Genomic DNA, 18,805 nt, shown 5'->3' with positions numbered 1-18,805 from the left:
TTCCCTCAAACTCTGATTCTGAATGTAATCGTTCAAAGGTTAATTCCAGCTAATATATGAGCGTTCAGGAGGCGCCAAATAGTAGCCATAGAGAACGTTGAATTATTGTGTCTTCAATTATGTCTCTTTCTTCAAAGCAGCGATAGACTAGAAAAGTAAAGAAATGTAAATTATAAAATTTAAACTGACGTGGAAACCATCAGACTGGGGCAAAATGGTCCAGCAGTAACTCCCCTCTGTATAGGTACTTGGGCTTGGGGTGATAAGCTGTTTTGGAATTACGGCAGCAACTACGGTGCTGACGAACTTGAAAGTGCGTTTAAAGCAGCGTTGAATGCAGGTGTAACGTTCTTTGATACCGCAGAGGTATACGGTACAGGGTTATCAGAGAAATTCTTGGGACGATTTCTCAAGCAAGCCGATAGAGGTGTACAAATTGCTACCAAGTATGGTCCAATGCCGTGGCGTTTGAACGGTCAAGCGGTTGCTGATGCTTTAACAGCGAGTTTAAAGCGTCTACAGTTGGAACGGGTTGATTTATACCAAGTGCATTGGCCTTTTGCCTTTTTAATGAGCCAGCATACACTAATGAATGCGCTTGCAGACGAAGTGCAGAAAGGAAGAATTGCAGCAGTTGGTGTCAGTAATTACTCAAAGGAGCAAATGCGTGAAGCGTACCAATTACTTGCTAAACGTGGTGTACCTTTGGCTGTAAACCAAGTTAGCTACTCATTAATTACTCGACAAGTGGAAAGTAAGGGTATTACAGATGCCGCTCGTGAATTAGGTGTAACAATTTTGGCTTATAGTCCGTTAGCGCAAGGTCTGCTTACAGGTAAATATGGAGTTTCGGGTGGCACCACTCCAACGGGTGCAAGAAAAGCAGACCCAAGATTTAAAGAACAAGGTTTACAAAAAATTGAGCCTGTGCTAGCTGTATTACGTCAATTAGCGGAAAAATATGATCGTACACCTGCACAAGTAGCCTTAAACTGGTTAATTTGTCAAGGTAACGTAATTCCTATTGCAGGCGCCAAAACTGCTGAACAGGTAGTACAGAATGCTGGCGCCCTCGGTTGGCGACTAAGTGACGATGAAATTGGAGAGTTAGAAGAACTAACTCGTCAATGGAAGTAAAAAGTAGGGTGCGTGACGCTACGAAAATATTTCAACGTAGTTATAAGACTTGTAGCGTCACGCACCGACAAGAGCGTTGTGACAGAAAAAATTGGTGCGTGACGCTAGATGATTTTTGCTTCGTTGCAGTGTTGTAATAGACAGAAAAAATTGGTGCGTGACGCTAGATGATTTTTGCTTCGTTGCAGTGTTGTAATAGCGTCACGCACCCTACGTTAATTCATTAAGGTTTGCATCAAGGGTTTATCTTCGTCTAATTTACCGCTTCGCAACCACTCTGCCATATCGTAAGGCGCCTTAGCTATTTCGAGTTTATTACGTAGTTCGTTTCCTTCGAGAACTTCGCGTTCTAATAACTCTTGTGCTGTATTCTCTAATAATTCACGGTTTTCTTTAAGAATACTTAAGGCGATGTGGTGAGCATTGTCAACAATCATTTTAACTTCGCGGTCGATTTGCTCTGCTACCACTGGACTAATTTGGCGCCGTGAGTTGGGGTATCCTTCGATAAACTGCTGCTGCATTTTCTCGAACGCTACTGGACCAAGTTGATCACTCATACCGTATAAAGTCACGTAACGTTCTGCAAGTTCGGTGGCTTTTTGAATGTCGTCACTGGCGCCAGTGGAAACTTTTCCAAATACGGTTTCTTCTGCTGAACGTCCACCTAAAAGGGTAGCTATTCTGCCGCGAATCTCGTCTTCTATCATTAAAAAGCGGTCTTCTTCAGGCATTTGGATTGTGTATCCTAAAGCACCTACACCACGAGGAACAATTGAGATTTTTTCTACTTTACCAGCTCCGGGCATTAAGGCGCCGATAATAGCGTGACCAACTTCATGATAAGCAACGGTCTTTTTCTCGGTTTCGTTAAGAACACGCGAACGTTTTTCTAAACCAGCAACTACCCGTTCAATAGCTTCGTTGAAGTCAGCCATTTTTACAGCTTCGCGGTTGTTACGTGCTGCCATTAATGCGGCTTCGTTGACTAAGTTTGCTAGGTCAGCGCCAGCAAAACCAGGTGTTCTTGTACCAATAACTGCTAAGTCAACATCTTGGTCTAATTTCACGTTACGGGCGTGAACTTTAAGAATTGCTTCCCGACCAATTTTATCAGGACGGTCTACAACAACTTGACGGTCAAAACGTCCCGGACGACGTAACGCTGGGTCAAGAACTTCAGGACGGTTAGTAGCAGCGATAATAATTACACCTGTGTTAGCGTCAAACCCATCCATTTCTGTAAGTAGCTGGTTTAAGGTTTGTTCGCGTTCGTCGTTTCCACCATAGAAACCACCACTTCCTGCTCGTGATTTTCCTAAAGCGTCTAACTCGTCTATAAATACGATACAGGGAGCTTGTTGTTTGGCTTGCTCAAATAAATCACGTACACGTGCGGCGCCAACACCAACGAATAATTCGATAAACTCGGAACCGGAGATGCTAAAGAAAGGTACACCTGCTTCTCCAGCAATAGCTTTCGCTAACATAGTTTTACCAGTTCCTGGGGGGCCAACAAGTAAGGCACCTTTAGGAATTTTCGCACCCAAACGAGTATATTTATCAGCGTTTTTGAGGAAGTCTACAACTTCTTCTAATTCAGCTTTGGCTTCTTCAATACCCGCTACATCACTAAATTTTACGCCTGTGCTGCCTTCAGAGTAAATACGCGCTTTGCTTTTACCAACTGTTAAAGCAGCAGGTCCACCACCTTGACGGTTAAGGAAGAAACCCCAAATACCAACAAATATTAACGGTGGTAAAACCCAGCTTAACAAAGTGCCTATCCAACCATTTTGGTCTGGAGGAGGCGCCGCAAATTCAACTTTGTTATCGCGTAGAATCTTTGGTAAGTCGAGGTCAATAGCTACAGGTGTAGTTTGAAAAACCTGGTCTACTTCCTTACCTTCAGGAGTTTGAGTTTTGATCGAATATTGAATTCGGTCTTGACCTACAATTGCCTTATCTACCTTACCTGCTTGTACCTGCACGATAAAGTCACTGTAAGGAATTTGCGGTAACTTTGGTCCAAAGAAGCTAGGAACGATTAAGTTCAGCACTAACAGCAGCGATAGTAAAACTAATAAACTACCACCAAACTGCCTAACGCGCGGTGGCTTAATCTTATTTTTGTTATTATTCGTCTCTACTGGCATTAATATATCCTCCAAGAGTTTATCAATTAGCTTTACTCAAGTTTGCTTGCCTGGTATCAAGTTAACAATTCAGCAGCATTACCTGTTTTAGCTTTGCGACGTTTAATAACATATAGTTATGCCAAAACATATAATTTACTAGTTTGGCTAATAAAATTTATGAGAAGCATTGTAAAGGATTGTGAATTAGTTCTATTCTAAAGAAAGTGTTGCAGTATCGGTGTTCGCGTCTACCGTCCATCAACATTCGTATAGCCGTACTTTTATTAGAATTGATTTTATGGGAAACCAGTTTGGATGGATTGCCAAGGTCATGTTGCTCTCAGCCCTCTTGTCATTTTTTATTAAATATGCAAAGCCAGATATTTTAATTCCCGCAACAACTACAAATGTCTTGATTTTAGTATTATCTCCTACCTTAATAATGGCGGTACTACTGGGCGCCCGCTTAGTTCGGTCAAAACGCAGTTAAGGTTAAACTAGAACTGGCACATACACTTATCCTGATTTCAATATGCAGGGCACCCACAGCTAACAAACCGTAACAAAAGCTATGCGAAAGGGCTAAAATCGACTAACCTTAAGCTTTGTTGACAGCAATGACAGTTCGCTAGTATTCGGGAGTTGGGTGTGAAATTAGGTCAGTGGATTGGTTTAATCGCCATTCTTATCTCTATATATATACTGTGGCAAATACGAGATGTGCTGCTGCTGATATTTGCCGCAGTAGTGATCTCGACCACATTAAACCGCTTGGCTATGTGGTTTCAGCATAAAGGGTTGAAGCGTGGTCTAGCTGTTTTGCTTTCAGTTGGTATTTTCTTTGCAGTTATCATTAGTTTCTTCTTGCTAGTAGTACCATCTTTTATCACGCAGTTCCAAGAACTAACTCTTCGTGTACCAAAAGGGATAGAGCTTTTTAACAAATGGCTTGATGTATTTAAAACTCGCATTCCAGCACAAGTGTCTCCTTATATACCAGATGTAGATAGCTTGGTCAAACAAGCCCAGCCGTTTCTTAACCGTGCTTTGGGTAGTTCATTCGCCTTTCTTTCTAGTTCATTAGAAGTTCTACTCAAAATTTTACTGGTATTGGTTTTAACAGGAATGTTTCTTGCTGAACCGCAAGCTTACCGTAAATTATTTATTAGGTTATTTCCTTCATTTTATCGGCGCCGAGTTGATGGGATTTTAGATAAATGTGAAACGTCACTAGAAGGGTGGGTAACAGGCGCCGGTACAGCAATGCTGTATGTTGGTACGATGAGCATGATTGGTTTGTTGTTATTGCGCGTACCATCTGCGTTAGCTTTAGCGGTGCTAGCAGGTTTCATGAACTTAATTCCCAACCTTGGTCCAACAATTAGCGTTATTCCAGCAATCGCAATAGCTCTTTTGGACGCACCGTGGAAAGCTGTGGCTGTATTTGGTATATATTTTTTAATTCAGCAAACTGAGGGTAACTTCATTACACCTATGATTATGGCGCAAAAAGTTTCGCTGCTACCTGCGGTAACTTTGATTGCCCAGTTGTTTTTCTTGACTTTCTTTGGTTTTCTGGGATTATTACTCGCATTACCTTTAACTGTGGTAGCAAAAATCTGGACGCAGGAAGTTTTGATTAAAGATGTACTTGACCAATGGGGCAAAAAAGACGAACGCGAAACCGAGTATGTTCTAGTTTCTGAAGATGATGAAGAAAAACTAGTCCCGAAGCGTGATGATAGATAGTAGGGTAAGCTGGCAACAGATTAAAACGGATGTAACGGATGAGTTATTGGTTGCTAAAAAATTTAGGAGACTTCCGAAATTATTCTTAAAAAAGTATTAAAATTTTTTCATGTTATTTTCACGGTTATTTTATATAACATACTGATACTGAGTATCAATGATCAAGTTATATAAAAAAGTGAAGTTAACATATGAGCGCGCGACAGCTATTTGAAACTACTTGTCAAAAAATATCTACGTAGAGACGCGATTAATCGCGTCTCTAGGTGAGCAAAATTATCAATTAAATAACGAAGGTCAACATATTAAACTTGTTTGATCTGCGTTATAAATTAAGCAAAATATCATAAATGAAAAAAATTTCAACGTACATTAAAACAATATACAAATAATATGGAGTTAAGCGGTCTCGAACCGCTGGCCTCTACAATGCCATCGTAGCGCTCTACCAACTGAGCTATAACCCCGTAATTGCTTTACCATTATATCTTGAATATTGAGTGCTGTGTCAATACGTGCGCGACTAAAAATCTCGGTTATGTTGATATCTGATTACCATTTGATGAGAATTATTAATCGTACTGACAAATAATTTTTATATAAAACAATTATATCAAACAGTATTTATGCTTATAGCTGTAAGAGATAGCTCATACAGTGACCCATTAGGAAATAAACAACGAGCATTCCTGCTGCTGCCATTGCTACCAGCGTTCCCGCTAGCATCAGTGAAAATTCCTTGTGTTCTACAGCTTTTTCCATTAGGTGTAACGACCAGGCAACCAGCGCTACATCAAAAACTAATATAGGTATCAACATTTTTGTTAATAAAAGTTATTTTTTCTTCATCAAGCTTAACACTAATTTGGATAACTGTGTCTAACCACAGAGAGTGGTTAGATTTTGACGGCTAAATCAGCTATACATTCGGATAGGAACTTTATTGTTACTGAGATAATGTTTGATTTCGCTCACAGTTAATTGCCCGTAATGTAACAGCGATGCTAATAAAGCAGCTTCGGCTTTACCTTCGGTCAGTGCTTGGTAAATATGTTTGCAAGTTCCGGCGCCACCAGAGGCAACAACAGGAATCTGGACGGATGAAGCAATAGCGCGCGTGAGTTCTAAATCATATCCGGCTTGAGTACCATCAGCGTCCATGCTTGTAACTAATAGTTCTCCGGCGCCTCGTTGTTCAAGCTCTTGTGCCCAAGTGAGAGCATCAATACCCGTATTATCTCTACCACCCCTAACATAAACATCCCAACCTGGGTTTTCTGGGTTTTGCCTCCTTCGGGCATCGATAGCAACGACTATGCACTGATTACCGAAACGGTCACTGGCACGATTAATAAAATCAGGGTCGCGCACTGCCGCAGAATTAATACTAACCTTATCTGCCCCAGCTCGTAACAGATTTTTAACATTTTCTAAGGATTGGATACCACCGCCGACAGTGAGAGGAATAAAGACCTGCTCTGCGGTTCGGTAAACAACATCGATAATAGTGCCCCTGTCTTCATGAGTGGCTGTAATATCAAGAAATACTAACTCATCTGCTCCTGCCTCGTTATAAACCTTCGCTAGTTCCACTGGGTCGCCCGCATCTTTAAGATTGACAAAGTTAACTCCTTTTACAACTCGTCCCGCCTTGACATCCAGACACGGTAGAATCCTTTTAGCTAGCATGAGAATTTTTTACACTCCTTAGTAATTGCCCGGACTTAAAATTTTAAATAAATTTTAAATTGACGAGCGCACACAAAAGAAAAAATTATTCCCCGTACAAGTCAAGTTAATCACCACCTATCCCAACTATGGCTATAATCTCCTCAAGAAATCAGTCACAACCAGACGGTGAACAACCAAAACGGCGCGAGACCGCTAAAAAGTCAACCTCACAGGCGCCAAAGTCGAAAGAGAATAATCTTTTGCAACCCGAAGCAGAAATTGACGAAAAAGGGAAGCAAGAAGAAAGTATTCGTCCACACCGTTTTGAAGACTATATTGGTCAAAAAGATTTAAAAGATGTATTAGATATAGCAATTAAAGCCGCAAAGTCACGGAGTGAAGTACTCGACCATTTGTTATTGTATGGCCCGCCTGGACTTGGTAAAACTACAATGGCGATGATACTCGCATCAGAGATGGGTGTTAGCTGTAAAATTACCAGCGCACCTGCTCTTGAACGTCCGCGCGATATTGCTGGGTTACTTGTGAATCTTAAAGAAGGGGATGTTTTATTTATCGACGAAATTCATCGTCTATCGCGCATGGCTGAGGAAATTTTATACCCAGCAATGGAAGATTACCGTCTTGATGTAACTGTTGGTAAAGGTACGAGCGCTCGTACTCGCAGTATACCTTTATGTAAATTTACATTAGTTGGCGCCACAACACGAGTTGGAGCATTAACTTCACCACTTCGCGACCGATTTGGTTTAGTACAAAAACTGCGCTTTTACGAGCCACACGAACTTAGTAAAATTGTTATACGCAGTGCCCAACTGCTTAATACTCCCATCAACGAAGAAGGCGCCGCAGAAGTTGCGCGTCGTGCGCGCGGAACACCACGTATTGCTAATAGATTACTAAGGCGTGTACGTGATTATGCTGAAGTAAAACAGTGTGGCGAAATCAACAGAGCAGTTGCAGCCGAAGCCCTAGAACTATTTCAAGTAGACCCTTGCGGTTTAGATTGGACTGACCGGAAAATGTTAAGTGTAATAATTGAACAATTCAACGGTGGTCCAGTTGGACTAGAAACTATTGCCGCAGCAACAGGTGAAGACACTCAAACAATTGAAGAAGTGTATGAACCGTATCTGATGCAAATTGGTTATTTAAGCCGAACACCGCGCGGAAGAACTGCCACACAAGCAGCATATAAACACATGGGCTTCAAACCACCAAACCAACAGTTATCGATTTTGTAGGGTGTGTGACGCTACCAAAAATCTTGCAGCGAAGCTATTAATCTAGTAGCGTCACGCACCTTATTCGTATTAGTACAAAATCACTCAGAAATCAAATGGTTAAATTAATCGCTATCATCTTAAGCTTGTTATTATTCTTTTCTAGTACACCTGCTCTGGCGCAGTCACAGAGTACATTAACTCCTGAGCAAATACAACTGCGCGATGAACTGGGGGATAAAGCTTTTGCTGCTACTGATAAAGGAGATTTTGCAACCGCAGAAAAATATTGGACGCAAATGCTTGAGCAAGACCCTACAAATGCCGCAGTTTGGAGTAATCGTGGTAACTCGCGCGTAAGTCAGAATAAATTAACTGAAGCGCTAATAGACTATAATAATGCAGTTAAACTGGCGCCAAACGTTACAGACCCTTATTTAAATCGCGGTACAGCGTTGGAAGGCTTAGGACGTTGGGAAGAAGCTATCGCTGACTATAATCATTTGTTAGAGATTGACCCATCGGACGCAATGGGGTATAACAACCGAGGTAATGCCGAAGCTGGTTTAGGAAAATGGCAAGAAGCTATCGCTGACTATAAAAAATCAGCAGACATTGCACCTAACTTTGCTTTCGCACGCGCCAACTATGCTCTAGCATTGTACGAATCAGGTGAGAAAGACGAAGCAATCCACCAAATGAAAAATATTCTCCGTAAATATCCCAAATTTGCCGACGTGCGTGCGTCACTCACAGCAGCACTTTGGGAGAAAGGTCAACAAGGAGAAGCAGAAAGTAACTGGGTTGCTGCCGTCGGTCTTGATCCCCGTTACAAGGATATAAGCTGGGTTAAAAATGTGCGTCGTTGGTCTCCCAGTATGGTTAGCGCATTAGAAAAATTCCTCAAATTACAGTAGAGACGTTACGTGTAACGTCTCTACATCGTATTCTCACGTAGCATAGGCATCTTGCCTGTGCTACAAGTATTACATATTAATCAAATGCATAATCTTTGTGCAATGGCGCCTATTAGTAATAAGGTAGTGGTTCATGTCATTAACTTTGAGGCGTTGTATGGTGGCTTTTGCCGCACATACGAGACGTGCCTACACAGTAAAACTATTGACACAGACCAGTAGCCCAAAGTAATGAGCATGGGAAGCTCAATAAGCAGGTTGTTGCCGAAGTACATGATTTGGATAACCGAGTCGATAGCATACAATCTTGACTATAAAAAAATATATTCACACTCTTATGGATAAACCTAAATATATTACTGATAGTGAAACAAATCGATTAACCAGTGTGTTTGACAGTTTTAAAAAAAAATTAGATGAAACTACAAACTTACCCAACGAAAATATTGAAAATCATAGTAAACCTGTAGAGACGTAATCAATCCCTCCGGGAAAACCTCCCGTTTACACGTCTCTACAATCGGTGTGATAGATTAAGCTAATTATCTTCTATTTGCTTTAATATTGGATTTAAGATTGCTAGATGTAGTTGATTTCTGGTGTCTAACTGCGTATAGCGTCTTTGAATAGGTGCCCATTGCTGCCATAATTGATGACGTTTATCGACTAACAAACTTGTAAAGGTTGGCAGTTTCTGCGTAAAGTCTTCACCAAACACATCAACTAACCAGTCTTCTAAAACGTCGCTATCGTGAATTTCTCCTAATATATCTTGGATATTTTTAACTTCGGTAAGATGCTCTCCGTAGGTTTCACCGTAAAAATCAATGAATAATTCCATTTGATAGCGTAGACGTTTAGCTTGTTTACGTAAACTATGCAGAACTTCGTGGTTAGAATCTAAATTTTGCTCTACCTCTCGACTAGTCATTCCCTTTGGATAACTTCTCAATAATGAGGTTGACGTGGAAACACCGTTATTATTTCCCAATGACATTCCGAACTGCCAACCTGGATGCAGAAAGAAGTAACTTACTTCTGGTAAAAGCAAGTCAGGTAATGCTAAATCGATTGCCAACGGCGCCGATTCTTGGTATCTTGGTTCTTCTAGCCAATGGTCGAGTGAAGTTTTGAGCGATTTGTAACGTGTATCTTTGAGAGTTTCTTTTACATCAGCGAATGCTTGCTCACGTTGCTTGTCGATAGCATTGAATGCTTTTTCCAAGTGCTTAACTTCTTGAGGCGGTAAATGAGGCTGAAAACTCTTTTCTACTGATTCCTTGAGTACATCCAAGTCTCTAAGATTACCTAGGCACCGTGCTATTTTACCAATGTTACGGTCTGTAACAGCTTTGGGCAAATTGACGACGAATCCAAACCGACTTACTACAGTGCGTAGGCGCCGCATTCCTACACGCATTTGATGCAACGCTTCCGGGTCTTCATCCTTTTTGACCGTCTTTTCCCACTTCAAAGTTTTCTTGAAGTGCTTTTGGATTGCCTGGTAAGCATAGTCTCCTAGGGTTTTGACGACAGTTTGGGTTGCTAATGTCATAAAATCACGCCTGATTAGTTTTTTTTCAAAGTTCTAACATGATGGAAGCTTGATTTGGAACTTGCATCATTATCAGACACTTTGCTCCATTGTATGTGAAAAATTATTTGTGTTTATTGCTACAAATAATTTATTACATAACAGATAATAGTATTTAAAAAGCAGAATACTTTAAATCTATCTCAAGTCGTATATCTACTTTATAATATTTATCAATATTAAAGATTTTTTTAAATGCTATTGTATCTCTTAATATTAATTCTTTAGATGAATAAGTAAAATAAATTACACGATGTTTTAGCTTTATAGTTTTGAAGTTACAGAAAATGTCTACTAATCAATCAATTCAGGAAATACTACTGACCTTTAGTGAAAGTTTCAAAGAACACCGGGAAGAGACTGTGGCAGTTTTACTTTCACCCGAAAAACATTTGTAGCTAGGTTAGTCACGAGTGGCAAGAACAAGAGCAACCCAATAAAAGGAAGCACATGCGATTTCATTGGTTAACTTGATTGAAATATAAGTTGGAATGGCAACGGATGATGAACGGATGTAACGGATAATTTATCAGTTACAAACAAAATCTAGTTATTTAAAATCAAACATCCGTTGCATCCGTTGCAAGTTATACTTTTGCTATTAAGCGACGCAGGCGCCAAATAAACACTCCAGCAGAAGTACCTACACCAATAGCTTGCCCTATCCACAAACCCACACCACCTAGACCTAGTTTGAATCCTAATAAGTAACCACTAAAGAGTCCGAATACCCAAAATGCTACAAAGCTTAATAACATTGGTACGCGCGTGTCTTTGAGTCCACGCAAGGCGCCTTGTGCTGTTGTTTGCACTCCATCTAAGATTTGTGATATTGCTGCTACAGCTAGCATTGATGTGAAGAGCGGTATTATTTTTGCGTTTTCTGGCTTAATAATATCTAAGTAAAGACTTATGATTTGACGTGGAAATAATAGTAATACTACTGCCATCACAGTCATAAATATTGCACCTAAACACATACTACTATAAGCCGCGCGTCTCACTCCATCGGCATTATTTTGTCCATTCCACCATCCAACTCGAATTGTTGTAGCAAACGACATTCCTAAAGGAACCATGAATATTACTACTATGGTTTGGAATACGATTTGATGTGCAGCAAGTGTATCAGTACCCAATGATCCCATTAAATAAGTTGTGACGCTGAATAAACCCGTTTCAAAAGCAAATGATATACCAATCGGCGCCCCTATCGATATCATTTCACGCAGTACTTTAGGTTGAAATTGATATAGCTTTTTAAATAGCTGGAAAGTTCGCAGTTGTTTATGTTTGAGTACATAAATAACCAGAAGCAGCAACATCAGCCATTGAGATAATACACTTGCTATTGCAATTCCTGATAGTCCTAGTGCAGGAAACCCTAACTTCCCAAATCCTAATACATAGTTACCAAGGGCGTTGAAAAGAGTGCCAACTACAACGATAATAATAATTGGTCTGACTTGGGATAGTGAAGATATAATACTTTTGAGCATTGCGAATGTTAAAGCTGGTAAAAACCCCCACAGAATAACATCAATAAAAGTCTTCGCTATTCTTACAACACCAGGCGCCTGCCCAAATTGCAGCATTATTGAATCAGTATGTGCAAGTAGTAACATTAAAGGTACTGATAGAAATAAAGATAACCAAAATCCTTGTCTTGCGACTTGCTGAATTTTTGCGTTATTCCCACTTCCATACGCTTCCGCAACTAGAGGACTGACACCGACAACAACACCTGTTGCAGTTACAAGCAGTGTTGTAAATGTAGTTGTTGCCAAACCTCCAGCAGCTAAAGTTTCTTGTCCCAACCAACCCATCATCACAGTATCAACGAAACCTGTAGCAGCTTGAGCTATTTGTGCTGATGCTAAAGGAATAGACAAATGTAACAGTGAATTAATTTCTGTACGAGTATTTGAATCAATAGGCTTGCTACGTAAATGCACCATTGTAATTAAATATATCTGTGTTTACTTTTACTTTTATTATCAAAACCAGTTCTAACTAAATAATGAGGAGTATAATTTCCCATTTATTACAAATTTGTCGAAATTGCTTGCACTGGACAAGTGGGAATACACTGTTCACAAACAATACAGCGTGCGCGCGTGAATGATAACTTATAAGTTTCTGGGTTGAGTGTCAGCGCTTCAGTAGGGCAAACTCCGGTACACAACCCACAGTCAACACAAACGTCGGAATCGATAACTATTTCGCCAAGTGTTAATGATACAGCAATGTTTTGAGACCGCATCCAGTCGATAGCTGCGTCTAACTGGTCGATATCACCCGAAAGTTCTACCACCAGCTTACCGATTTGATTTGGCGCCACCTGCGCGCGGATGATATTTGCTGCGACATTAAAATCTTTTGCAAGTCGGTATGTGACTGGCATTTGTACCGCGCGTTTGGGAAAGGTAAGAGTAACTCGCTTTTTCATAGTTTTTTTATATTGCTCTTTTTCCTCTATATATATTCGCTAAACTAAATCATGACAGTGCTTAATAACTTTTAATAATTCCATTATGGCTAGTGAAGAGCAAATTAATACGCAGCAAAGCGCTGTACCAGGAACGCGCGTCAGAAATTTTCTAATTGCGATTGTCGCAATTGTTCTGAGCGTTGCTTTAATTTTAGGTTTGCGTACAGAAACAACCAGCGCAACGCTGACACAGTTAGACAAACAGTCTACACCACTTGATATAGCTATTTCCAACGGCAAACCCTCTTTGGTTGAGTTCTACGCAAACTGGTGTACTGTCTGCCAAAAAATGGCGCCGGATATTGCTGCGCTGGAAAAAGAGTATGCAGGCAAGCTCAACTTTGTGATGCTAAATGTAGATAATACCAAGTGGTTGCCAGAAATGTTGCGCTACCGAGTAGACGGTATACCTCACTTCGTCTTCCTTAATAAAGATGGGGAAGCAGTCGCTCAAGCGATTGGAGACCAACCTCGTGCGATTATGGCTGATAATCTTAGTGCCTTGGCTGCTAACTCGACTTTACCTTATGCTCAAGCAAGCGGAGAAGTCTCTAAATTTTCTGCACCTGTGGCGCCTGCTGGTAATAATGAAGACCCCCGCAGTCACGGTAGTCAAGTTGTAAATTAGCTGTAAATCAAACATTTACTAAGGTGTAGTGGAGACGCTTTTCAACTGAAGCGTCTACCAACGCGCGTCTCTACGACCGCACGAGCGCACTCATAAATTATTGCTGATTTTGACAATTCTTCAATATTTGGTGGTCGATTGTGCTAATTTTGTCAATTTGGTAGTAATCACGTAGCGCTAGCGAATAAGCGTAGCTCGTTGGCCCGTCTTCATTAATTTTGGGAACATCTTTGTTTGTAGCAACTTGAGTCTGACTACCTTCACCTTGATAACCGTTGACTGTCATTGCTAGCTCACCTCTATTATCAACGGTTCCGTTAAAGCAGCTATATTCCGAGTCTGGCATGTATAAGGCGCCAACGACACGACCTTGGCTTTTTTGAAAAACTACATAACCTTGTCCTAGCTGTCCAGGTTGGGGAGATTGTCCGTAAAGGTATACTCCATCTTTCTGAGGATAATTATTGCTAGTTTTTGTGGGTTTGTTTTGAGGCATTTGCACATCTGGAACAATAGCAGTAATCATCGACTGTTGGGAATTGGGTAAATTTTCTAAATTCTCTTCAGGCGCCTGACTTCTTGGTGCGGAGGCGATATTATTGTTCGTATTATTCGCTGGTTCGTTTCTCCATGTCTCAAAAGTCGCTCCCGAATCTGGCAGTGTAACTCTGTAGGAATAAGGATCGTTATCGAATTGATTACTAAATACAGGTTTTGTACGTTCAGCAACAATACCTAGTGCTAACGCTAATCCTAATAAAGGCAATCCCCAACGACGACTAGGAAGTAAACGACCAAGGTATTTTTTGTTTTGTGTATCTTTAAGCACCCTATAAATCCTCCTCACTAATCTTATTTAACTTTCAAAGCTTTTAACCAAAGCTTTTGGTGTAATTTTATTTTATATTTTATTACCTTGCATAATTATACCTAAGTTATTGTACGTAGACACTCAGTCTAAAGTTTGATTTATATTCTCTCAGAACAACAAATTTATAAGTTAAAGTTTTCATATTATTTTGCCTATAATTCTTAAAATATCATTGTTTTCGCTCAACATCACACAATTATTTCACTCCATAAGTCGCTCTTATCAAAAAAGCAATGGCTCATCAAATATTTGATTGAATAAGTAATTATTCTTAGTAATTTAACTTTAGATTCTTTAGATTTTCTTCACAAAATTAGCTCTTTAATTTTCATCATCCTATTGCTGACGGTATAACAGCAATGTTTTATTTCTCTGTGCCATCAGTGCCTCTATGGTAAAAATAATCACTATGTAATTACAGAGAAAGTATATAATAAAAAATGCCTCCTTATAAAGGAGGCGCCATTTTGCAATAGAAATTGGGTAAAGTGATTAAATTAAGTACCCGTAATTTAGCTAGCTACATATTCTTTGACATTAGCTCGGCGCCGGCGTAAGTGAGCAAGAGCTTGATGCTCTAACTGACGGACGCGCTCGCGGCTAAGATTTAAACGTTCGCCAACTTTGGCAAGCGATAACTCGTGACCATCTTCTAAGCCAAAGCGTAAAGCAAGAACTTCACGTTGCTGAGGAGTTAGTTCAGAAAGTAAGTTGTTTAAATCCTGGCGTAGAAACTCTTGAGTCGTGTAATACTCAGGTGATGGACCTTCGTCTTCAAGCATTTCTTGCAACTCGGTGTCCTGGTTATCACCAACTCGTACATCTAAAGAAACTGGCTGACGAGCCATATTCATGTACTCACGGATTTGTGCTGGCTCTAGTTCGAGTTCCTTGGCAATTTCCGCAGGACTTGGTGAACGACCTAGCTGTTGAGCTAATTCACGCTGAACTTTCTTGATTTTGTTGAGTTTTTCGGTAATGTGAATTGGTAAGCGAATAGTACGCCCTTGCTGGGCAATAGCGCGCGTAATAGCTTGGCGAATCCACCAATAAGCGTAAGTCGAGAACTTATAACCACGAGTTGGGTCAAATTTCTCCACACCTCGCTCTAAACCAAGCGTTCCTTCCTGAATTAAATCCAGAAATTCCATGTTCCGCTTCTGGTATTTCTTAGCTATGGCTACCACTAAGCGCAAGTTCGCCTCAATCATCTTCTGCTTGGCTCGCTTACCTTGGTGTACGGTCTGCTTGACTTCGGCTTCAGATTGCTTGACATGTTCAGCCCACTCTGTGAGGCTAGCTTCTCTATGAAGCTTTTTGTCCAAGACTTCTTTGGCTTCAACAAGCGTCATCATTTGTTGCACCTGCTTCCCGTAGACAATTTCTTGCTCACGGGTTAATAGCGGTACACGACCAATCTCGCGCAGATAGGTTCGCACCATATCAGCCGTGAATTTGGCGTTCGTATTTTCTTCGGTTGAAATGTTTACTATAGGCATTGGTGCGCTGTTCCTCTACTCCCGTTAAAGAATAATTCTTGAATCATTAAGCTACATTGGGAAAGGCAGTTAGTATATTACGCAGCTACTGAACACCACAGTGACAATTAGTCTATACAGGTTTTGTCAAGACGAGCGGTTATCCATATAAGTTCCCCACCTTTCCATTTATTTAATACTGCTCAGAAGCACGCTGTTCATTCGTTTGAGAATTCTTATATCCCATAGTCGCTGGCGGCGACGGTAAAAATATGAAGTCAGTATGAGTTTTGCTTTATCTAAATATTACGACAAATTTTATTGATAGTAAAGTAGCATAGCTAAAACTTTTTATTATAGTCCAAAAATAAGCACTTGCCAAAAAATATAGTAATTCTTCGCTCCTCCATATATCTATATTGACGTGAAAACCCTTAGTTCTACCTTTTGCTCTTATCCGGATAACCGTATATTAAACCTGGGAGAATGGGGGGATGTCACGAACTTGAGAAATTACGGAATTGGCAATTGTGCGTGTGTAGTTGATCTGTTTTTACACTATACATTTTTACTCTTGTTTCTCAAAAAACTTCTCTGCCTTCAGAATGGTCTAGAGTAAAAACAGTTCCCACTAAAGATTCAATTGCGCTTTTTGTGCTGCTCCTGGTTCCAGAGCGTTGTTAAAAGCTGTGTAAGGTTGAGAGTCATGAGACACCAGCCATTCCCAACCTGTTTTTGAACCAAGATACCACTTTTGGCGGATTGCAAAATAATCTTCTGGCAAAACGTGTGACAATCACACACGACGGTAATTTGCTTCGATATTACCAGTCGAAATATGTCTTAACGTTTTTTGATCCCACAGGCGCCCCTTAACGGTTCCGTTGATCCTCGTTCACAGATAGCGGTTCCGGGATTGACGCATAGACAATATTAACTATATCCGGCTCGTTATAGATGAATATATCCAAATAAATGCCATTTCACAAGCGTGTATCTCTTGTACTCTTACCAACAGTTAACAAAGAATCTTCCTGAAAGCTTACGTAATTCATATGAAGCACTGCTATCAATTTATAAAGTTTTTGTGTTTTCCGCGAAATCTACTGATTTTGTCACGAGTTTGTCACAAATCTTACTTTATATTTGTACCGTGCTTAACAGATCCGTTAATTTGGGAAAGTGGAAAAAAGTTAACCGCAATCTTTACTCTTTACTCTTCCCAAATTACGGTTTTCCGATTTAATTGTAGAAATTTCTCTCTGTCACAGACGCTTAGAACCGGAGCGTCTCTATTGTGCCTCTATCATAGATAAATGTAGTTAATGGCGCCGCACTTGAAGATAAAGTAGTTAATTCAACATCAAACCGCTGACCTGGCGCCACTTCAATGACCTTTGTAGAGAAATTTTTCTGTACTTTGTAAGTTACGTAACTCAGTGGCGCCACCTTTTGCAATTGGTAGTGGTGAGTAGGAATTATATAACTACTAAAACTACTAACACACATTGTATATTTTTGTTAAAAGAATACTTTTGGCTGCTTTGGTTACGGCGCCGCAGTTGAGCTACATATTTAATTAGAACTACGGCAATTCGTATATAAATAGTTGTGGAATCCACGCGCACGACTTTTGGGTTGTCAGTGTTACGCTAAGAATAATAGAACAATACATTATTGAATAACGTAAACCCATATACGCCACTTTATACTATCTGGACTTAGGATTTAATACTATGGCGCCCTCGGAACAAAAATATATACGCTCTTATACCCAAGAAGATATACAGCAGATTCTCCATCTTGCGATTGCGCGTCAAGCTTCGACCCAAGAGAAGGAATTTACCTATGATCAGCTACAGGAAATAGCTTCAGAGTTGGAAATTTCTCCAGATTTACTCAAACTTGCAGAGAGTGACTGGATAATACAGCAGGGAGAAGCGCAGCAACGACTCGCGTTTAATACTTATCGTCAAAAACGATTTCGGAAGCGTATAGGTAATTATGCTATAGTAAATGGGTTCTTGTTGCTAGTTGATTTTGTTGGTGGTTGGAGTATTTCTTGGGCACTGTATCCGCTACTAATATCAGTGCTAGCGGTTGGTTTAGATGGCTGGAATAATTTTAACAAGAATAGCGAAGAATATGAGTTAGAGTTCGAGAAGTGGAACCGCAGACACCAGTTGAAGAAATCATTCAATAGTTTGGTCAACAAGTTTATTAGAATTGTAAATGGATAGTGATTAATACATAACAATTAGTGGATAATAAATCATGGCTAATATTTTAATAGCTAGGTGGTTATGGAGAATTGGAAAGTCTCAATTTTCTCTTCCCTATTGCCTATTGATTACCAGCCATGCTTGAATTGACCATTCGCTATAATCAAACCTGTGACCGCAATCGATGGAAAACAATCTGTAGAAACTGCCGCGTCTGAAGCGTTTCATTCTACCCTCAGTGCGCTTGTTTCCGCATATCATGCATACCGCAGTTATTCTGATGCTCATATTCGTCAGCTCGGTTTAACTTCGTCGCAATTTGATGTGATTTGCACTTTGGGTAATTATTCTGGGATGACTTTTAATAGGCTAGCTCAAAAGACTCTTACTACTAAGGGAGAATTGACTGGCATTATCGACCGTCTAGAAAAAAAAGGTTTAGTACGTCGTGAAGTACCCCCAAATGACCGTCGCAGCTTCTTGGCTGTTTTAACTCCAGAGGGTGAAAAAATGTTTGAAGAAGTATTTCCCGCACACACCGAGTACCTCAAAGAGTGCTTTGCTACCCTTGAGATGCAAGACCTTGAGGATATTCGTCAAGCCATTGAAAAAATGAGAAACTTGTTCCCGTAGTCACGCTTATACCTATTTTTTAACCTACGCCC

18 protein-coding genes and 1 tRNA gene are annotated in these 18,805 nt (G+C 40.2%); 8 read left to right on the top strand and 11 right to left on the bottom strand.

Features of this window, described 5'->3' with window-relative positions; all coding sequences use genetic code 11:
- Window positions 1-189: 189 nt before the first annotated feature.
- A complete protein-coding gene (locus tag AC2JBO_RS13210; protein WP_496954116.1) occupies window positions 190-1,137 on the top strand; it encodes an aldo/keto reductase in 948 nt (315 codons plus the stop codon).
- A 215-nt stretch (window positions 1,138-1,352) separates the two neighbouring features.
- Here the strand turns inward: AC2JBO_RS13210 and ftsH are convergent, their stop codons facing one another.
- Window positions 1,353-3,293, bottom strand: coding sequence for an ATP-dependent zinc metalloprotease FtsH (gene ftsH / locus AC2JBO_RS13205; protein WP_496954115.1), 1,941 nt, complete (start codon window positions 3,291-3,293; stop codon window positions 1,353-1,355).
- Between the two features lie 280 nt (window positions 3,294-3,573).
- Between ftsH and AC2JBO_RS13200 the strand changes: the two genes are divergently transcribed.
- Together AC2JBO_RS13200 and AC2JBO_RS13195 are read left to right on the top strand one after the other, a co-directional pair.
- Window positions 3,574-3,765, top strand: coding sequence for a hypothetical protein (locus AC2JBO_RS13200; RefSeq protein WP_496954114.1), 192 nt, complete (start codon window positions 3,574-3,576; stop codon window positions 3,763-3,765).
- 158 nt (window positions 3,766-3,923) lie between these two features.
- Complete coding sequence (locus AC2JBO_RS13195; protein ID WP_496954113.1) at window positions 3,924-5,024, top strand: AI-2E family transporter; 1,101 nt, start codon at window positions 3,924-3,926, stop codon at window positions 5,022-5,024.
- 394 nt (window positions 5,025-5,418) lie between these two features.
- On the opposite strand, the gene AC2JBO_RS13190 is transcribed toward AC2JBO_RS13195, so the two are convergent.
- From AC2JBO_RS13190 to hisF, 3 genes are all read right to left on the bottom strand, one after another.
- Window positions 5,419-5,491, bottom strand: a tRNA-Ala gene (locus AC2JBO_RS13190).
- A 163-nt stretch (window positions 5,492-5,654) separates the two neighbouring features.
- Complete coding sequence (locus AC2JBO_RS13185) at window positions 5,655-5,843, bottom strand: hypothetical protein (protein ID WP_096684664.1); 189 nt, start codon at window positions 5,841-5,843, stop codon at window positions 5,655-5,657.
- A 96-nt stretch (window positions 5,844-5,939) separates the two neighbouring features.
- Window positions 5,940-6,713 (bottom strand): imidazole glycerol phosphate synthase subunit HisF, encoded by a 774-nt coding sequence (hisF, locus tag AC2JBO_RS13180; protein WP_496954112.1) that lies wholly within the window; start codon window positions 6,711-6,713, stop codon window positions 5,940-5,942.
- Between the two features lie 128 nt (window positions 6,714-6,841).
- On the opposite strand from hisF, the gene ruvB reads away from it, so the two are divergent.
- Complete coding sequence (gene ruvB / locus AC2JBO_RS13175; RefSeq protein ID WP_496954111.1) at window positions 6,842-7,960, top strand: Holliday junction branch migration DNA helicase RuvB; 1,119 nt, start codon at window positions 6,842-6,844, stop codon at window positions 7,958-7,960.
- A gap of 95 nt (window positions 7,961-8,055) precedes the next feature.
- Window positions 8,056-8,856: a tetratricopeptide repeat protein gene (locus AC2JBO_RS13170; RefSeq protein WP_496954110.1), complete on the top strand. Its 801-nt coding sequence runs from the start codon at window positions 8,056-8,058 to the stop codon at window positions 8,854-8,856.
- A gap of 538 nt (window positions 8,857-9,394) precedes the next feature.
- Here the strand turns inward: AC2JBO_RS13170 and AC2JBO_RS13165 are convergent.
- The 3 genes from AC2JBO_RS13165 to AC2JBO_RS13155 all read right to left on the bottom strand — a co-directional run bounded on the left by AC2JBO_RS13165 (window position 9,395) and on the right by AC2JBO_RS13155 (window position 12,899).
- Complete coding sequence (locus AC2JBO_RS13165) at window positions 9,395-10,411, bottom strand: CHAD domain-containing protein (protein WP_496954109.1); 1,017 nt, start codon at window positions 10,409-10,411, stop codon at window positions 9,395-9,397.
- Window positions 10,412-11,037: 626 nt separating this feature from the next.
- Window positions 11,038-12,408: an MATE family efflux transporter gene (locus AC2JBO_RS13160; RefSeq protein ID WP_496954108.1), complete on the bottom strand. Its 1,371-nt coding sequence runs from the start codon at window positions 12,406-12,408 to the stop codon at window positions 11,038-11,040.
- A gap of 86 nt (window positions 12,409-12,494) precedes the next feature.
- Window positions 12,495-12,899, bottom strand: coding sequence for an NIL domain-containing protein (locus AC2JBO_RS13155; RefSeq protein ID WP_496954107.1), 405 nt, complete (start codon window positions 12,897-12,899; stop codon window positions 12,495-12,497).
- Window positions 12,900-12,984: 85 nt separating this feature from the next.
- Here AC2JBO_RS13155 and AC2JBO_RS13150 point away from each other — a divergent pair, with 85 nt between their 5' ends.
- On the top strand, window positions 12,985-13,569 hold the full coding sequence (locus AC2JBO_RS13150) for a thioredoxin family protein (protein ID WP_496954106.1): 585 nt from the start codon (window positions 12,985-12,987) through the stop codon (window positions 13,567-13,569).
- Between the two features lie 97 nt (window positions 13,570-13,666).
- On the opposite strand, the gene AC2JBO_RS13145 is transcribed toward AC2JBO_RS13150, so the two are convergent.
- The 4 genes from AC2JBO_RS13145 to AC2JBO_RS13130 form a co-directional block, all read right to left on the bottom strand.
- Window positions 13,667-14,398: a hypothetical protein gene (locus tag AC2JBO_RS13145; RefSeq protein ID WP_496954105.1), complete on the bottom strand. Its 732-nt coding sequence runs from the start codon at window positions 14,396-14,398 to the stop codon at window positions 13,667-13,669.
- Between the two features lie 554 nt (window positions 14,399-14,952).
- The gene (locus AC2JBO_RS13140) at window positions 14,953-15,939 is read right to left on the bottom strand and encodes an RNA polymerase sigma factor, RpoD/SigA family (RefSeq protein ID WP_496954104.1); all 987 of its coding nucleotides are present in this window, start codon (window positions 15,937-15,939) and stop codon (window positions 14,953-14,955) included.
- A gap of 610 nt (window positions 15,940-16,549) precedes the next feature.
- The gene (locus AC2JBO_RS13135; RefSeq protein WP_496954103.1) at window positions 16,550-16,702 is read right to left on the bottom strand and encodes a hypothetical protein; all 153 of its coding nucleotides are present in this window, start codon (window positions 16,700-16,702) and stop codon (window positions 16,550-16,552) included.
- Window positions 16,703-17,193: 491 nt separating this feature from the next.
- On the bottom strand, window positions 17,194-17,427 hold the full coding sequence (locus AC2JBO_RS13130) for a hypothetical protein (RefSeq protein ID WP_496954102.1): 234 nt from the start codon (window positions 17,425-17,427) through the stop codon (window positions 17,194-17,196).
- A gap of 227 nt (window positions 17,428-17,654) precedes the next feature.
- On the opposite strand from AC2JBO_RS13130, the gene AC2JBO_RS13125 reads away from it, so the two are divergent.
- Complete coding sequence (locus AC2JBO_RS13125; protein ID WP_496954101.1) at window positions 17,655-18,158, top strand: 2TM domain-containing protein; 504 nt, start codon at window positions 17,655-17,657, stop codon at window positions 18,156-18,158.
- 153 nt (window positions 18,159-18,311) lie between these two features.
- The gene (locus AC2JBO_RS13120; RefSeq protein ID WP_496954100.1) at window positions 18,312-18,773 is read left to right on the top strand and encodes a MarR family winged helix-turn-helix transcriptional regulator; all 462 of its coding nucleotides are present in this window, start codon (window positions 18,312-18,314) and stop codon (window positions 18,771-18,773) included.
- Window positions 18,774-18,805: the final 32 nt, after the last annotated feature.

It is taken from the genome of Calothrix sp. CBUCES-K 9914 (assembly GCF_059640475.1).
Note: the sequence above shows the minus strand (reverse complement) of the source record. Positions and strands in the feature narration are given on the sequence as shown.

What these genes read in the sequence shown, in the direction of transcription:
- ftsH (WP_496954115.1), bottom strand. Translation starts at nt 3,293, where the DNA reads ATGCCAGTAGAGACGAATAATAACAAAAATAAGATTAAGCCACCGCGC.
- AC2JBO_RS13200 (WP_496954114.1), top strand. Translation starts at nt 3,574, where the DNA reads ATGGGAAACCAGTTTGGATGGATTGCCAAGGTCATGTTGCTCTCAGCC.
- AC2JBO_RS13185 (WP_096684664.1), bottom strand. Translation starts at nt 5,843, where the DNA reads ATGTTGATACCTATATTAGTTTTTGATGTAGCGCTGGTTGCCTGGTCG.
- hisF (WP_496954112.1), bottom strand. Translation starts at nt 6,713, where the DNA reads ATGCTAGCTAAAAGGATTCTACCGTGTCTGGATGTCAAGGCGGGACGA.
- ruvB (WP_496954111.1), top strand. Translation starts at nt 6,842, where the DNA reads ATGGCTATAATCTCCTCAAGAAATCAGTCACAACCAGACGGTGAACAA.
- AC2JBO_RS13170 (WP_496954110.1), top strand. Translation starts at nt 8,056, where the DNA reads ATGGTTAAATTAATCGCTATCATCTTAAGCTTGTTATTATTCTTTTCT.
- AC2JBO_RS13165 (WP_496954109.1), bottom strand. Translation starts at nt 10,411, where the DNA reads ATGACATTAGCAACCCAAACTGTCGTCAAAACCCTAGGAGACTATGCT.
- AC2JBO_RS13160 (WP_496954108.1), bottom strand. Translation starts at nt 12,408, where the DNA reads ATGGTGCATTTACGTAGCAAGCCTATTGATTCAAATACTCGTACAGAA.
- AC2JBO_RS13155 (WP_496954107.1), bottom strand. Translation starts at nt 12,899, where the DNA reads ATGAAAAAGCGAGTTACTCTTACCTTTCCCAAACGCGCGGTACAAATG.
- AC2JBO_RS13150 (WP_496954106.1), top strand. Translation starts at nt 12,985, where the DNA reads ATGGCTAGTGAAGAGCAAATTAATACGCAGCAAAGCGCTGTACCAGGA.
- AC2JBO_RS13140 (WP_496954104.1), bottom strand. Translation starts at nt 15,939, where the DNA reads ATGCCTATAGTAAACATTTCAACCGAAGAAAATACGAACGCCAAATTC.
- AC2JBO_RS13130 (WP_496954102.1), bottom strand. Translation starts at nt 17,427, where the DNA reads ATGTGTGTTAGTAGTTTTAGTAGTTATATAATTCCTACTCACCACTAC.
- AC2JBO_RS13125 (WP_496954101.1), top strand. Translation starts at nt 17,655, where the DNA reads ATGGCGCCCTCGGAACAAAAATATATACGCTCTTATACCCAAGAAGAT.